This is a genomic window from Flavobacterium sp. UBA7680 (assembly GCF_002482975.1).
GTDB lineage: Bacteria > Bacteroidota > Bacteroidia > Flavobacteriales > Flavobacteriaceae > Flavobacterium.
The window spans coordinates 341,101-355,502 of the sequence record NZ_DLHA01000032.1 but is presented as its reverse complement, the minus strand read 5'-3'; the positions used below and the strand labels follow the sequence as shown (position 1 = coordinate 355,502).

The following is a 14,402-nucleotide window of genomic DNA, read 5'->3' as shown; positions in this document are numbered from 1 at the left end:
TATTTTAAACGATCCCTTTCTTTTTGTTTTTAGAATTCTCCTTTTTTCATGTAAGGCTGACCCCAAAGTATACTTTGCATTAAAACACTTTTTACCCAGGCATTATACATTTTATCGACATCGGAAGCACTTGCTCCGGTTTTTGCTAAAAATGGTTTTAACGTCGTTGTAACCGGAATCGTTAAAGCCGGAATATAACGATAATTGATAACAGGCACAGAAGTAACATTATCTGTTTTGTTTTTCTTGGTGGTGTAATGTCTTAAACCAATTTCGTATTGATAGTTAAGCCAGTTCTGATCGTATTTTGCTTCGGCTGTTTGAAGAATCCACATTTTAAAACGACCTCTGACTTTTGCTAAATATTCTCCGTCTGGTTTTCCTGTTTTGGTGTTTCCAAAAAAGTAAACCAATTGCGGTGTAGATCCCACAAATCCGTACCAAACATCCAGAATGGCATCGGTTTGACCTTCAAGAATATCGTGGCTCATTTGTAAATACTTTACATCTTCTTCAGAAAAAAGTAAAGATTGTTCTAAAAGTTTTAATTCTTCAAGTGTAAACGGTGATTTTGCCACTTCTTTAGTTCCGTACGTATAACCGTGCGGTGCTTTTGTTTCCTGCGCTGCCGCTTGCAGGGTAATAATAAGTACTACTGCTAAAATTGCTTTTTTCATTTTTTTGATTTTTTGTTAGGACATTATCGTCATGACAAACTTAGGTAGGCATCCTAACTAAAAAATGATCCAGTTTTTTGATTTATAATGCTAAACTGGTTTAAAAAGCTGTTATTATTTTATACTAATTCCAATAGTTTTTCTGTCGTAATTACTTCTGCAAATTCTTTATGCAGACTGGCTAAAGTAGTTTGATGAATTAATTCTGAATCAAATTTTTCTCCATTTATTCCAACTCTGTCAAAAGTAGCTGTGGCATCTGCAATTAATAAAGTTTCATAGCCATAATTTCCGGACATTCTGGTTGTTGTAGAAACGCAGTGATTGGTAGTTAAACCCACAATAACAAGATCAGTGATGTTTTGTGCGTCCAGTCTTTCTTTTAAATCTGTGCCAATAAAAGCGCTGTTTACATTTTTTGTGATTACAGGTTCATTGCCAATTGGTTTTGCTTCATCTTTAATTTCAAATCCCGGATTAGACGGATGTAACTTTGAATTTGGATGTACAGAACTGTGCACAATGTGAAAAATGGGCAATTGCAGTGTTCTCCATTTTTCAAGAATCTGTGCAATTTTTATTTCAGCATCTTTATTGTTTCGGTTGCCGCCCCAAAAGTCTTCTTCATTAAAACCTTTTTGCACATCAATTATGACCAAAGCGGGATTTTTTTCTCTAAGTTTCATTTGTTTATCTATTTGATTAGATTGCAAATGTACTTTGGAACTAAATGCAGAAAAAGGACAAACAATAGTCGGTTTAGGACAAGAGATTTTTGATTGAAGAACTCAATGTATCACTGTTTTGATGCAGCACAATTTTTAATTGTTTAGAAGTTTTATAACCGCATAAATGTGCAATGTGTTCTATTTTATAATCAGAATTGGCGAGAAGACTTTTTGCTTTTTCAATTCTTAATTTGGTACGGTATTCTGCAACGGTAACGCCTGTTTCTTTCTTAAAAATTCGGGTTAAGTTTCTTGGACTCACAAAAACTAATTCGGCTAAAAATTCAATAGTTGAAGTTTTTTCTAAATTGTAAATAATCCAATCCTGAATGGTATGGATTTTTTCATCGCGATGGTTTCGGTATTGTAAATAAACACTTTCCTGTTCTTCAGTTCCGTTTCTTCTTTTATAAACTACGAGTTCTTTGGCTATTTTTGATGCCGTTTCTTTTCCGTGTCTTTCTTCAATTAGAAACAAAGCCAAATCAATTCCGGTAACAATTCCGGCACTTGTATAAATGTTTTCAGACTTCGTATAAAGTGTATTTTTTTGTGTTTTTACAAGCGGAAAATCAGTTTTGAGTTTTTCTACAAATTTCCAATGCGTGGTACATTCTCTATAATCTAAAAGACCGGATTTTGCCAAAAGAAAAGCTCCGGTACAAACGCTGCAAATTGTAGTTTGATTTTGATTTGCTTTATGCAGCCAGTCAAAAAATACAGGATCATCAGAAATTGAATTTAAAGCACGCGTGCTAAATCCGGAAATAAAAATAATATCTTCTTTCTGCGGATTAACTTTTGTAAAATGAATTAAGGAAGAAAGTTCTAATCCAGAATTTGAACTTACAGAAGATTGTCCGCTGATAAATACCAGCTGATAATCTAAATCCAAATCACGAGCTTCCTGAAACACTTCGACAACACCGCTCAAATCAAGTAAAGTGACTTGCTTTGGAATATAGAAATAAACCGATGGTTTTGTTTTTGTCATTCTTGTAGAGAATTCTCGTTTATTTTTTCAGTTTGGTTTTAAAAAAATCGATAGTTCTCGTCCACGATAGCGTTGCCGCTGCTTCATCGTATCTTGGCGTTGTATTATTATGAAAACCGTGATTTACATTTGGATAAAAATAAGCCGTATTTTCGATTTTATTTTTGTTTAAAACTTCCTGAAATGCCGGCCAGCCTTCGTTTACGCGTGTGTCTAAACTTGCGTAATGCAATAGGAGCGGAGTCTTTATTTTTTCGGCTTCTTCTTTTGTTGGCTGCCCGCCGTAATATGGAACTGCAGCTTTTAAATCGGGAATTTTTACCGCCATCATATTCGAAATCCATCCGCCAAAACAAAAACCAACAACACCAATATATCCGTTACAATCTGGGTGCGATTTTAAATATTCGTAAGCAGCAATAAAATCTTCGAGCATTTCTTCGCGGGTACGTTTCTTTTGCAATTCACGTCCTTCGTCATCATTTCCGGGATAACCGCCTAATGGTGACAAAGCATCTGGAGCAAGAGTAATAAATCCTTCAATGGCAGCTCTTCGTCCCACATCTTCAATATACGGATTAAGTCCGCGGTTTTCGTGAACTACAATTATTCCGGGTAATTTCTTTTTAGAATCCGCTGGCTGCGATAAAAGGCCTTTTATAGAACCTCCGCCTTTTGGAGAATTGTAGTTGATATAACCCGTTTTTAATCTTGGATCTGTTGGCGGAACTAAAATACTGTCGACATAATTGGGCGTCATAAAACTTAAAAGTGACGGAAGTGTAAGCGAACCCACCGCAAATATGGAAAGTTTTTCTACAAATTGTCTTCGATTAATTTTATTATGAGCATAATCATCATATAAATCAAATACTTCCTGACTGATATCTTCTTTGGTTATTTTGTTATCCATGATCTTGGTTTTTTGGGATAACTAAATTAGGGAATAAAAAGTTAATTGTTAATTATGAATTATAAATTGTGAATTATGAATATTCTTTTCTGAATAGTTTTAGCTGGAGAAACTGAAAACTGTGACTGCAAACTAAATTAAAGACTTTTCAACTTCTTCATAAAAACTGGAAACACTTCATTCAATTCATCAAATAAAGGATTATTTCGGTGTTTTAGTTTTATTTCGCTGAATAATTTTAATCCAAGCGCAAACTGTGTGGCTTCGTGCGGGTTTTCGAATATATTTTTGTCTTTTATTTTTTGGATGATTCCAAATATTTCGTCGTGATTGTCGAATTCTATTCCTAATTCTTTTGCCGGATGCGTGTCGCCGTTGGCGTATTCTTTTAGGCTTAAGGTTAGATAATATTTGTTGGATCTTTTTTGCATGATATTTTAATTTTCAATGTTATTTCAGCCATTTATCGACAATCGTTTTAAACGTTTCCTTGTATTGTTCGCCTACTGTAATTTCAGTTTTTCCAATGAAAATTGAATTCTTGGTAATGGCGTTTATTTTGTCAAGAGAAACGATAAACGAACGATGAACACGCATAAATTTTGCCGATGGTAGTTTTTCTTCTAAAGCTTTTAAGGATATCAGCGAAAGCACTCCTTTTTGAGAATCATCAAGATGTACTTTTACATAATCTTTTAAACTTTCGATATATAAAATTTCTTTAAGCGGAATTCGAACCCATTGGTATTCTACTTTTAAGAAAATAAATTCATCATCTGCTGCAACCGTCTGGAAATTATTTGAAGCTTCTTCGGTTATTTGCAATACCTTATTGGCAGCGCGCAGAAACTCTTCGTAACTAAAAGGTTTTAAAAGATAATCGACTGCATTTACTTTATAACCTTCAATAGCATAATGATTATAAGCGGTTGTAAAAACAATTTTTGGTACCAAGCCCGGCTGTTCCTGCAAAAGTCTCGCCAGTTCCATTCCCGTTAAATTAGGCATATTAATATCTAAAAAAACAAGATCAGGCTGTTTTTCCCGTATTAAACTCATTGCTTCAACTGCATTGTCACAGCTAGCCGTTAATTGTAAAAAAGGAGTTTGTTCGATAAAAGTTTCGACAAGTCTTAATGCGAGAGGTTCATCATCTACTGCTATACATTTTAATACTGCCATTACTCTAAGTTTATTTGCAGTTTTACATCATACATTCCGTTTTTACCAATGCCGGCTGTCAGCATATGTTTATTTGGATATATTAAATGGAGTCTGCGTTTTGTATTCGTTAAACCAATTCCGCCTTCATCAGTCGTTGCTGTTTTTTCGAAATATGTGTTTTTTACCTCAAATTCAAGATTGCTTCCGTCTTGTCTCAGCGAAATATAAATTTCACTTTTATCCGTAGCATGAATTCCGTGTTTAAAAGCATTTTCTACTAAAGGTAGTAATAACATCGGAACAATTGGGTAATCGTGTATCTTTTCTGGAATGTCGGTTATAATCGTCAATTTTTTGTTCGCACGAAGTTTCATCAGCGAGATAAAATCTCTCATAAACTCGGCTTCTTTTAATAAAGTAGTTGTTTCTTCTGTACTGTAAAGTAAGTAGCGCATCATTCGGCTTAAAGTATGAAGCGCATTTCTCGAATCTTCAATATTTGTATACGTAAGCGAATAAATACTGTTTAGGGAATTAAAGAAAAAATGCGGATTAATCTGTGCTTTCAACATCGCCAGTTCGGCCATTGTTTTATCCTGTTCCAGTTTTTGTTTGTGCTGTGCGGCTTTCTGCCAATGCTGTAACATTGCCCAGCTCGTGCTGATTCCTAAAACCAATAAAGTGAGCATTAAAACATAATTGTCAAAATACGGATTTCGGTATTTTTTAAACCCTAAAACTAAACTGATTTTATTATGAAGATCCGTTTGAGAAGTATAAAAATAAGCAATAACCTGCATGGCAAAAACGGTGAGAAAAGCCCAAATCAAAAAAGGAGAAGTATTGTCTTTTATAATGGTTTTTGGAACTATGATTTTGGCATTAGAATAAAAAATAATGATCAATAAAACCAGTACAATAATCTGCCAAATCCAAAACACACCCGGAAGAATTACATTCCAGGTTAAAGGCATGTAAAACAACATGATGAATCCCAATAATACCCAGCTCAGAATATGAAGTCCGGTAAAATAATAAGATCTGTATACTTTTGATGCCATTTCGAATTTTATCTTTTTGGCAATATTACTGTTTATTTGAATGCAATTTTGAACCAATCGCTAAAAACAGAATTACAGTCCGTAAAAACCATTTTTGAGCCGATGAGTTTAGGAATTAAACGCTTGTTTAACTTTTAAAAAATCCCATCGTGTGTCAGGCTATCTTTATCGATTGTCATTTGCTCTCCGTCTATTTCAAAATTTTTGCTTGTTATATTTTATTTCTTTTGTTGTCATATAATCGATAATTAGATATTATTTCAAATGAATAAGCAATCATTTTTAAGCATTCTCGCAGCATCAGTTCTTATCGCATCTTGCGGTAAAAATGATAAATCGGCTCAGGCCGGAGGCGCACCGCAGGTTAAAGAGTATAAAACGCTGACTTTACAGCCGGAATCTGCTACATTAAACAGCGATTATCCAGCGAGCATTCAAGGACAGCAGAATATAGAAATCCGACCTAGGGTTGAAGGATACATCGATAAAATATTTGTTGATGAAGGAGCGGTTGTAAAAGCCGGACAGCCATTATTTAAAATAAGCGCGCCAGAATATGAGCAGCAAGTTCGTACAGCATCTGCCAGTATTAAAAGTGCCCAGGCCGATTTAAGTGCAGCAAAACTGGCTGTAAACAAAGTAAGGCCATTGGTTGAAAAAGGAATTATAAGCAAGTACGATTTAGAGTCGGCACAATATACTTATGAATCTGCAGTGGCTTCTTTAGCTCAGGCAAATGCTGCTTTAGTAAATGCTAAAACCAATTTAGGATATACAACTGTAACAAGTCCGGTTGACGGCGTTGTAGGTTCGATTCCGTTTCGTTTAGGAAGTTTGGTAAGTTCTAATACAACAGAACCTTTAACTACAGTTTCGAGCATTGGAAATGTATATGCTTATTTTGCTTTAAATGAAAAAGCACTTTTGAATTTTACTAAAGATTCCGGAGCTTCATTAAACCAAAAAATTAAAAGTCTGCCGGCAGTTTCTTTATTGCTTTCAGATGGTTCTGCATACGATCAAAAAGGTAAAATAGAAACCGTAAACGGATTAATTAATACCGAAACCGGAACGGTAAATATCAGAGCTCGTTTTCCAAATCCAAGAGGAGTTATCAGAAGCGGAAGCAGCACAACAGTTAGAATTCCAAATGACGTTAAAGACGTAATCATAGTTCCTCAAAGCGCAACATTTGAACTTCAGGATAAAATATTCGCAGTTGTTTTAGGAAAAGACAATAAAACTAAAAATGTCAATATCACGGTACTTGAAAACACAACTAATAATTATTATGTAGTAACAAGCGGTTTAAAAGCAGGTGACGAAATTGTATTAGAAGGAGTTGCTGCTCTTAAAGAAGGAAGCGAGATTAAAGCTCAAAATCAAAAAGCAGAAACAGTATACGCCGATTTAAAATAAAAGAAATGTTTAAAAAATTTATACAAAGACCTGTACTCTCGACAGTAATATCTGTTATTATTGTCATTTTAGGTGTTTTGGGCCTAATTGAGTTACCTATTTCTCAGTATCCCGATATTGCGCCGCCTACGGTAAACGTGTCGGCAAGTTATACGGGTGCCAATGCAGATGTGGTATTAAAAAGTATTGTAATTCCGCTTGAAGAGCAAATTAATGGTGTAGAAAACATGACGTACATGACTTCTTCAGCAACAAATGATGGAAATGCTTCGATCAAAATTTTCTTTAAAGTAGGAACAAACCCAGATTTAGCAGCGGTAAACGTTCAAAACAGGGTTTCAAGAGCAACAAGTTTACTGCCAGTAGAGGTAACTCAGGCTGGGGTTACAGTAACCAAAAGTCAGAGTAGTAACTTATTGATTTTCTCTTTATACAGTGAGGATAAAGCTTACGACCAGACATTCCTCCAAAATTATGCGAAGATCAACCTTGTACCGCAAATTCAGCGTGTAGTTGGGGTAGGAGATGTAACTGTTTTTGGTGCCAAAGATTATTCGATGAGAATCTGGCTGAAACCAGACGTAATGCAGCAATACAAACTGATTCCGAGCGATATTTCGGCTGCTTTGGCAGAACAAAATATCGAAGCCGCACCGGGTAAATTTGGTGAAAACGGAAATCAGGCTTTTCAATATGTAATTAAATACAAAGGACGTTTAACAAGTGCTCAGGAATTTGAGGATATTGTTATAAAATCTGTTGGAAATGGGCAAATGCTTCGCCTTAAAGATGTGGCTAAAGTTGAGTTAGGATCTTTGAGTTATGCTTCAACGATTAAAACAAACGGTGTAGAATCGGCAGCGATGGCAATCAGCCAGACTCCGGGATCGAATGCGCGTGACGTAATCAACAATTCTAAAAAATTGATTGAAGAAGCAGCGAAGAGTTTTCCAAAAGGAGTAAAATATACCATTCTGGTTGACGTTAACGAAAACTTAGATGCTTCTATTGAAAAAGTAATTCATACTTTGATTGAAGCTTTTATATTGGTTTTCATCGTAGTATTTATTTTTCTTCAGGATTTTAGATCAACCTTAATTCCGGCAATTGCAGTTCCGGTTGCGATTGTAGGAACATTTTTCTTCCTGAGTTTATTTGGGTTTACGATTAACTTATTGACGCTTTTTGCGATGGTTCTTGCCATTGGTATTGTGGTCGATGATGCCATTGTGGTCGTCGAGGCGGTGCACGCCAAACTCGATCACGGTTATAAATCGTCTAAGAAAGCTACGATTGATGCCATGAGCGAAATTTCGGGAGCGATTATTTCGATTACATTGGTAATGGCGGCGGTATTTATTCCGGTAACTTTTATCAATGGATCAACAGGGGTTTTCTACAAACAATTTGGTATTACGCTGGCTGTTGCGATTATTCTTTCGGCAGTAAACGCTTTGACTTTAAGTCCGGCTTTGTGTGCTTTGCTTTTAAAACCACATGCTGACGATCATAAACATAAAAGTTATCTGCAAAGATTTTATACATCGTTTAACGTTGCATTTGAGAATGTAACAGAAAGATACAAACGTTCGGTAAGTTTCCTTTCCGTTAAAAAATGGATTGTATTAGCCGCTATTGTTATTGCTGGTGCCAGTTTATTTTATATGATGAAAACCACACCGTCTGCTTTCGTCCCTGCGGAAGATCAGGGAACTGTTTTTGCCAATATTAGTTTACCACCATCGGCTTCAATGGAGCGTTCTGATGTAATTGCTAAGAAAGTTGATAGTATTGCGAAAACTATTCCGGGAGTAAAAAATACGCTTCGTATTGTGGGGCAGAACTTTACCGCCGGAGCAGGAAGTGCTTACAGTATGGTTATTGTAAAATTGTATCCTTGGGATCAACGTGAGTTGAGTGTAAATGACGTTATCGGACAGCTTTTTGCCAAAACAAGCGGCATTCGCGAAGCCAATATTTTCTTTATTTCACCGCCAACGATTCAAGGTTTTGGACAAAGTGGTGGATTTGAATTCCAGCTTCAGGATAAAGGCGGACACACGACTGCTGAATTCTTTAAAGTGAATACAGAGTTCTTAGAAAAATTATCAAAACGTCCGGAAATACAATACGCAACAACGCCGTTTAATCCTGGTTTCCCTCAATATATGATGGATATTAATTTGGCAAAAGCCAAAGATGCAGGAGTTTCGATAAATTCGATTTTATCAACCATGCAGGGATATTATGGCGGATTGTATGCTTCGAACTTTAATAAATTCGGAAAACAATACCGTGTTATGATTCAGGCTTCACCGGAATTCCGAACCAATACAGAAGGACTAAATAAAATCTTTATTAGAAACAGTGCCGGAAACATGGCGCCAATTACAGAATTTGTTAAAATGACCAGAGTTTTTGGACCGGAATCTATTTCAAGATTTAACCTTTTCTCTTCTATTGCTATTACAGGAGCGCCAAATCCTGGATTTAGTTCCGGTGATGCGATTAAAGCGATTCAGGAAGTGGCAGCAGAAAATCTTCCGGCAGGTTATGGATATGAATTTTCAGGATTAACGCGTGAGGAATTAGCATCTGGAAGTGAAACGATTTTCATCTTTATTCTATGTTTGGTTTTTGTTTATTTCTTACTGAGTGCACAATACGAAAGTTATATTTTACCATTTGCAGTATTATTCTCGATTCCGTTTGGATTAGCCGGGGCGTATTTGTTCTCGATTATTTTTAAACTGAACAGTAACATTTACCTGCAGATTTCCTTAATCATGTTAATTGGACTTTTGGCCAAGAACGGTATTTTGATTGTCGAATTTGCTTTGGACAGAAGACGTAAAGGTCTGCCAATTGTACAAGCTGCAATTGAAGGAGCTGTAGCACGTTTGCGACCAATCTTGATGACTTCTTTCGCCTTCATTTTAGGATTAGTTCCGTTGATGTTTGCTACTGGAGCAGGAGCTGTGGGGAACAAATCGATTGGTACCGGAGCAGTTGGAGGGATGTTAATTGGAACCATTTTAGGAGTATTTGTTATTCCGGTTTTGTTTATCATTTTCCAGACTTTACAAGAAAGAGTGAGCGGCCCTGCAAAAGATGGTTATGATGATGAAGACGATGACGAGGAAATTCAGTTAATAGAAGCTCAAAAAGAGTAAAATTAAATTAAAACAGAGATGACTAATAGTTCAAATAAATATATTCTTATGGTAATTGCAGCCGCACTTTTAAGTGCGTGCTCGATTACCAAAAAGTACGAACGCCCAACAACACTCTCGACAGATAAACTGTATCGTGATGAGGCTTCCGCCGATTCGACTACGATTGCAGATATGCCGTGGCAGAGCGTTTTTAAAGATGAAAAACTGAACGCATTAATTCAAAAAGGATTAGACAATAACCTTAATTTGAAAAATGCTATTGAGAATATCATACAAGCACAAGCTTCACTTCGTCAAAGTAAATTAGCGTATTATCCAACTTTACAATTGGATGCGAATGCAACACATACGAAACAATCTGAAGCAGGACTTAATTTTCCGGCGGGAATCAACATTAATACGTTGACTACAACTTATAAATTAGGTTTAAGTACATCCTGGGAAGCTGATATCTGGGGAAAACTTAGCAGTTCTAAAAGAGCAGCTTTGGCAACTTATTTAGCTACAGATGCGGCGAAACAAGCAGTTCAAACACAATTGATTTCAGATATTGCGAACAATTATTTTAGATTGCTGGCTTATGATAAATCGTTAAAAATCACACAGGAAACATTAGAAAGCCGTATTAAAAATGTGGCAACCATTAAAGATTTAAAAGAAGGCGCAATTGTAACAGGTGCGGCGGTTGTACAAAGTGAAGCTAATCAATATGCAGCAGAAGTTTTGATTCCGGATTTGAAGCAAAGTATTCGCGAAACCGAAAACGCTTTGAATATTTTATTAGGACAAGCTCCGGGACCAATTGACAGAGGAGAATTAGGAACGCAGGTTATTCCCGAAAATATCGCCATTGGAGTGCCTTCACAGTTATTACAAAACCGACCAGATGTTCGTCAGGCAGAGTTTAATTTCAGAGTTGCTTTTGAATCTACAAATCTGGCTAAAACCTATTTCTATCCAAGTTTAACGCTTACAGCAAGCGGCGGATTTTCGAATTTAGAATTAAAAGATTTCTTTAGTAATTCTATTTTTTATTCGATTATTGGAGGATTAACACAGCCTATTTTTAATCAGGGAAAAAACAAATTGAGATTAACAACAGCACAGTCTCAGCAATTACAGGCATACAATAAATTTCAACAGAGCCTTTTAACGGCTGGTCAGGAAGTTTCGAACGCTTTGTATTCGTATCAAATGGCAGTTGAAAAAGAAGACTCAAGACAAAAACAAATTGAGGCTTTAGTAAAAGCAGTCGATTTTACGCAGCAGCTTTTAGAATACAGCTCTGCAACCAATTATACAGATGTATTAACTTCTGAACAAAACCTTTTAGCAGCACAGTTAAGCGGAATCAACGATAATTTACAAAAATTACAAGCCGTTGTGAACTTATACAGAGCTTTGGGTGGAGGTTGGAAATAAAATTGTTTCAATTTGAATATTACGTTCGTCGTCAAAATTCAGACCTTGGTCTAAAAGATAATTTAGTGTAAAAAAAAGAGTATATTTTTGATTGGTTAAAAATATTAGTATATCCGCCATTAAATTGAAACATGACTAAAACGCCTCAGAAATGGGGCGTTTTAAATTTAATATATATCGGTTGAAAAGTCCTCTTCGTCGATTGATTTAATGTTTTTGTATAATGGATATTGTAAATGTAGATTTTGGCACTACTTTAGATTAATATCTACTAAAATTAATATTTAAAACTCAAAATCATGAAAAAATTAGTATTCGCCTCAGTATTATTTATGAGTGTATTTTTTGCCCATGCTCAGGTATCAGTCAATGTAAACATTGGAACACCTCCAAGCTGGGGACCAGAAGGGTACGATAATGACAGATATTATTATTTACCAGACATCGATGTGTATTATGATGTAAACCAAAGCGTATTTATTTACGACAACAGCGGAAATTGGACTCGTGCTAAAAGACTTCCGTCAAGATACAGACAATATGATTTGTATTCAGGTTACAAAGTAGTTTTAACCAATTATAGAGGAGACGCTCCGTATACGTATCATACCAAACACAGGGCTAATTATCCAAAAGGTTATCACGGAAAACCTCAAAAAAATAGAGGGCCAAAACCTGAAAAGTACAACAAACCTAAAGGTGAGCACAAACACGATAATAAAAACAACAATAAATCTAAAAAAGATTCAAAAAAAGACCACGATCATTCCCACAATGATCATCATTAATTAAATAAACATGACAAAAAACGCCTCATTACTGAGGCGTTTTTTTATAAATAAAATCGATGTAAGATTTATTTTCATCATTCACAATTCACAATTAACCATTCACAATTTGGTTGACATTTTTCACCTTATGTCCATACAAACCAAACGATAAAATAATCACAAAACATAAAAGCGGAATTATATATCCAGACTGAATATCATCGTGTTTCATATCAATTAAAGTTCCCATTCCGTATGGAAGAATCGCTCCGCCTACAATTGACATTACAAGCCATGAAGAACCTGTTTCTGTATTTGATTTTAAACCAACCAATCCTAAAGAGAAAATAGTTGGGAACATAATCGACATAAAAAATCCGATACCTCCAAGCGCATAAATAACTACAATTCCGGTTCCGTAAATGGCTAATAAACAAAGAATAATGCTAGCGCCACAGTATATCGAAAGTAAGACATAATCTTTTACAAATTTCAGGAAGAAAGTTCCAATAAAACGTCCCGCCATAAATAAGAAACCGTAAACACCAAGATAGTATCCAGCAGTTTTTTCGTCTAAATGTGCACCTTGCTGTGCAATTCTAATAAAGAAACTCGTAATACAAACCTGTGCGCCAACATAAAAAAACTGCGCCACAACTGCCCAGCTTAAATGACGGAATTTTAAAACAGAGAAAAATCCCGGTTTAATTTCAGCTTCAGTATGTTGTGGTTTCATTGAAGGCAAATGCATGAAATAGAATATAATCGCGACTAAAACCAATACACTTCCTAAAATGATATAAGGCATTTTTACCGCAGCCGCTTCGCCTAATAAATACGTTGCTTTTTCAGCTTCGGGCATTGCGGCCATTTGTGCCGGAGTATGATTTTTTCCTGATAAGATGAATAAAGAACCTACAATTGGAGCCACCATTGCAGCTAATCCGTTGAAAGAAGCCGCTAAATTCAATCTTTTAGAAGAAGATTCGGCAGGGCCTAAAATCGCCGCATACGGATTGGCACTTGTTTCTAAAATCGTTAATCCGCAGCCAATAACAAACAAAGCGAATAAAAACAATTCATAAGTTCTTGAATTGGCAGCAGGTACAAATAAAAATGCTCCCGCGGCGAAAACCAATAATCCGGTAATGATGCTGTTTTTGTAACCAAATCGTTTAATGAGCATTCCCGCCGGAATCGCCATTATAAAATAAGCAAAAAACACCGAAGTATCAATCAATGTCGATTGGCGGTTGTTTAATTCACACGCTTTTTTTAAATGCGGAATTAAAATAGAATCCAGATTGTGTGCCATTCCCCAAAGGAAAAATAAGCTGGTAATTAAAATAAATGGAAGAAGATAGTTGGTTTTTCCGCCTTCTGTCGGCACTTCGTGAAGATCGCCTGTTTGGTTTGTTACTTGCATTTGTTAGATAGTTTTTTTTTAAGGTTCAAAGTGACAGAGTGACAAAGGTTCAAAGATTCAAAGGTTTTTCTGTAGAGACGCACTGCAGTGCGTCTATTCTAAAGGTACTGAAAGGAGATAAAACCTCTGTCCCTTTGGCACTTTGAACCTTTGTACCTCAAAAAGGATTATTTCTTTTTGACTAAAAGAAGGTGGTCGCAGACCAAAACCACTTCACCTCTTTGGTTAATGATTTCAACATGTTCTGTTACGGTTCCCATTTCTGGATTTTTTGCTTCGCCTTTTTCAGAAATCGTGATTTCAGAATGAATTGTATCGCCAATATGAACTGGTTTTACAAAACGCATTTTATCATATCCTCTTGAAAAAGCTTCAGGATTTATTTCTGATGCCGTTAATCCGATACCAATAGCAAAAACCATAGTTCCGTGTGCAATACGCTGTCCGAATGGCTGCGTTTTGCACCATTCTTCATCCATGTGATGCGGAAAAAAATCTCCCGTGTGTCCGGCATGAACCACAAAATCAGTTTCTGTAATAGTTCTTCCTAATGTAACTCTTTTATCTTCAAGTTGATAATCCTCGAAAAAGGTTGATTTGAAATACATAGTTTTTTGTTTTTTTATTTAACCATATAAGTAATATAAGGTCA

The 14,402-nt window shown here is 35.8% G+C and carries 13 protein-coding genes; 4 read left to right on the top strand and 9 right to left on the bottom strand.

The window, feature by feature from the left end:
- Positions 1 to 29: 29 nt before the first annotated feature.
- From B3C18_RS15470 to B3C18_RS15440, 7 genes are all read right to left on the bottom strand, one after another.
- Positions 30 to 677, bottom strand: a complete 648-nt coding sequence (locus B3C18_RS15470; RefSeq protein ID WP_291148401.1) for a protoglobin domain-containing protein — start codon at positions 675 to 677, stop codon at positions 30 to 32.
- A gap of 119 nt (positions 678 to 796) precedes the next feature.
- On the bottom strand, positions 797 to 1,363 hold the full coding sequence (locus tag B3C18_RS15465) for a cysteine hydrolase family protein (protein ID WP_291148399.1): 567 nt from the start codon (positions 1,361 to 1,363) through the stop codon (positions 797 to 799).
- 73 nt (positions 1,364 to 1,436) lie between these two features.
- Positions 1,437 to 2,399, bottom strand: coding sequence for a GlxA family transcriptional regulator (locus B3C18_RS15460; protein ID WP_291148397.1), 963 nt, complete (start codon positions 2,397 to 2,399; stop codon positions 1,437 to 1,439).
- A gap of 19 nt (positions 2,400 to 2,418) precedes the next feature.
- A complete protein-coding gene (locus B3C18_RS15455) occupies positions 2,419 to 3,312 on the bottom strand; it encodes a dienelactone hydrolase family protein (RefSeq protein ID WP_291148395.1) in 894 nt (297 codons plus the stop codon).
- 137 nt (positions 3,313 to 3,449) lie between these two features.
- Positions 3,450 to 3,743, bottom strand: a complete 294-nt coding sequence (locus B3C18_RS15450) for a DUF3861 family protein (RefSeq protein WP_053471908.1) — start codon at positions 3,741 to 3,743, stop codon at positions 3,450 to 3,452.
- Positions 3,744 to 3,762: 19 nt separating this feature from the next.
- Positions 3,763 to 4,494: a LytR/AlgR family response regulator transcription factor gene (locus tag B3C18_RS15445; RefSeq protein ID WP_291148392.1), complete on the bottom strand. Its 732-nt coding sequence runs from the start codon at positions 4,492 to 4,494 to the stop codon at positions 3,763 to 3,765.
- Positions 4,494 to 5,537 (bottom strand): sensor histidine kinase, encoded by a 1,044-nt coding sequence (locus tag B3C18_RS15440; RefSeq protein ID WP_291148390.1) that lies wholly within the window; start codon positions 5,535 to 5,537, stop codon positions 4,494 to 4,496. The genes B3C18_RS15445 and B3C18_RS15440 overlap by 1 nt, the downstream gene beginning before the upstream one ends.
- A 264-nt stretch (positions 5,538 to 5,801) precedes the next feature.
- Here B3C18_RS15440 and B3C18_RS15435 point away from each other — a divergent pair, with 264 nt between their 5' ends.
- From B3C18_RS15435 to B3C18_RS15420, 4 genes are all read left to right on the top strand, one after another.
- Positions 5,802 to 6,956 (top strand): efflux RND transporter periplasmic adaptor subunit, encoded by a 1,155-nt coding sequence (locus B3C18_RS15435; RefSeq protein WP_291148387.1) that lies wholly within the window; start codon positions 5,802 to 5,804, stop codon positions 6,954 to 6,956.
- A 5-nt stretch (positions 6,957 to 6,961) separates the two neighbouring features.
- A complete protein-coding gene (locus B3C18_RS15430; protein WP_291148385.1) occupies positions 6,962 to 10,129 on the top strand; it encodes an efflux RND transporter permease subunit in 3,168 nt (1,055 codons plus the stop codon).
- An 18-nt stretch (positions 10,130 to 10,147) separates the two neighbouring features.
- Positions 10,148 to 11,554, top strand: coding sequence for an efflux transporter outer membrane subunit (locus B3C18_RS15425; RefSeq protein WP_291148382.1), 1,407 nt, complete (start codon positions 10,148 to 10,150; stop codon positions 11,552 to 11,554).
- A 299-nt stretch (positions 11,555 to 11,853) separates the two neighbouring features.
- Positions 11,854 to 12,342, top strand: a complete 489-nt coding sequence (locus B3C18_RS15420) for a hypothetical protein (protein ID WP_053471902.1) — start codon at positions 11,854 to 11,856, stop codon at positions 12,340 to 12,342.
- A gap of 94 nt (positions 12,343 to 12,436) precedes the next feature.
- Here the strand turns inward: B3C18_RS15420 and fucP are convergent, their stop codons facing one another.
- Together fucP and B3C18_RS15410 are read right to left on the bottom strand one after the other, a co-directional pair.
- The gene (gene fucP, locus B3C18_RS15415) at positions 12,437 to 13,750 is read right to left on the bottom strand and encodes an L-fucose:H+ symporter permease (protein WP_291148378.1); all 1,314 of its coding nucleotides are present in this window, start codon (positions 13,748 to 13,750) and stop codon (positions 12,437 to 12,439) included.
- A 167-nt stretch (positions 13,751 to 13,917) separates the two neighbouring features.
- Positions 13,918 to 14,358 carry a MaoC/PaaZ C-terminal domain-containing protein gene (locus tag B3C18_RS15410; RefSeq protein ID WP_012026101.1) on the bottom strand — a complete coding sequence of 147 codons (441 nt, stop codon included), beginning with the start codon at positions 14,356 to 14,358 and terminating at the stop codon, positions 13,918 to 13,920.
- Positions 14,359 to 14,402 lie beyond the last annotated feature (44 nt).

Bases quoted from the DNA above. Each gene is read 5' to 3' on its own strand.
- B3C18_RS15445 (WP_291148392.1), bottom strand. From the start codon at position 4,494: ATGGCAGTATTAAAATGTATAGCAGTAGATGATGAACCTCTCGCATTA.
- fucP (WP_291148378.1), bottom strand. From the start codon at position 13,750: ATGCAAGTAACAAACCAAACAGGCGATCTTCACGAAGTGCCGACAGAA.
- B3C18_RS15430 (WP_291148385.1), top strand. From the start codon at position 6,962: ATGTTTAAAAAATTTATACAAAGACCTGTACTCTCGACAGTAATATCT.
- B3C18_RS15440 (WP_291148390.1), bottom strand. From the start codon at position 5,537: ATGGCATCAAAAGTATACAGATCTTATTATTTTACCGGACTTCATATT.
- B3C18_RS15425 (WP_291148382.1), top strand. From the start codon at position 10,148: ATGACTAATAGTTCAAATAAATATATTCTTATGGTAATTGCAGCCGCA.
- B3C18_RS15420 (WP_053471902.1), top strand. From the start codon at position 11,854: ATGAAAAAATTAGTATTCGCCTCAGTATTATTTATGAGTGTATTTTTT.
- B3C18_RS15470 (WP_291148401.1), bottom strand. From the start codon at position 677: ATGAAAAAAGCAATTTTAGCAGTAGTACTTATTATTACCCTGCAAGCG.
- B3C18_RS15450 (WP_053471908.1), bottom strand. From the start codon at position 3,743: ATGCAAAAAAGATCCAACAAATATTATCTAACCTTAAGCCTAAAAGAA.
- B3C18_RS15435 (WP_291148387.1), top strand. From the start codon at position 5,802: ATGAATAAGCAATCATTTTTAAGCATTCTCGCAGCATCAGTTCTTATC.
- B3C18_RS15455 (WP_291148395.1), bottom strand. From the start codon at position 3,312: ATGGATAACAAAATAACCAAAGAAGATATCAGTCAGGAAGTATTTGAT.
- B3C18_RS15465 (WP_291148399.1), bottom strand. From the start codon at position 1,363: ATGAAACTTAGAGAAAAAAATCCCGCTTTGGTCATAATTGATGTGCAA.
- B3C18_RS15460 (WP_291148397.1), bottom strand. From the start codon at position 2,399: ATGACAAAAACAAAACCATCGGTTTATTTCTATATTCCAAAGCAAGTC.
- B3C18_RS15410 (WP_012026101.1), bottom strand. From the start codon at position 14,358: ATGTATTTCAAATCAACCTTTTTCGAGGATTATCAACTTGAAGATAAA.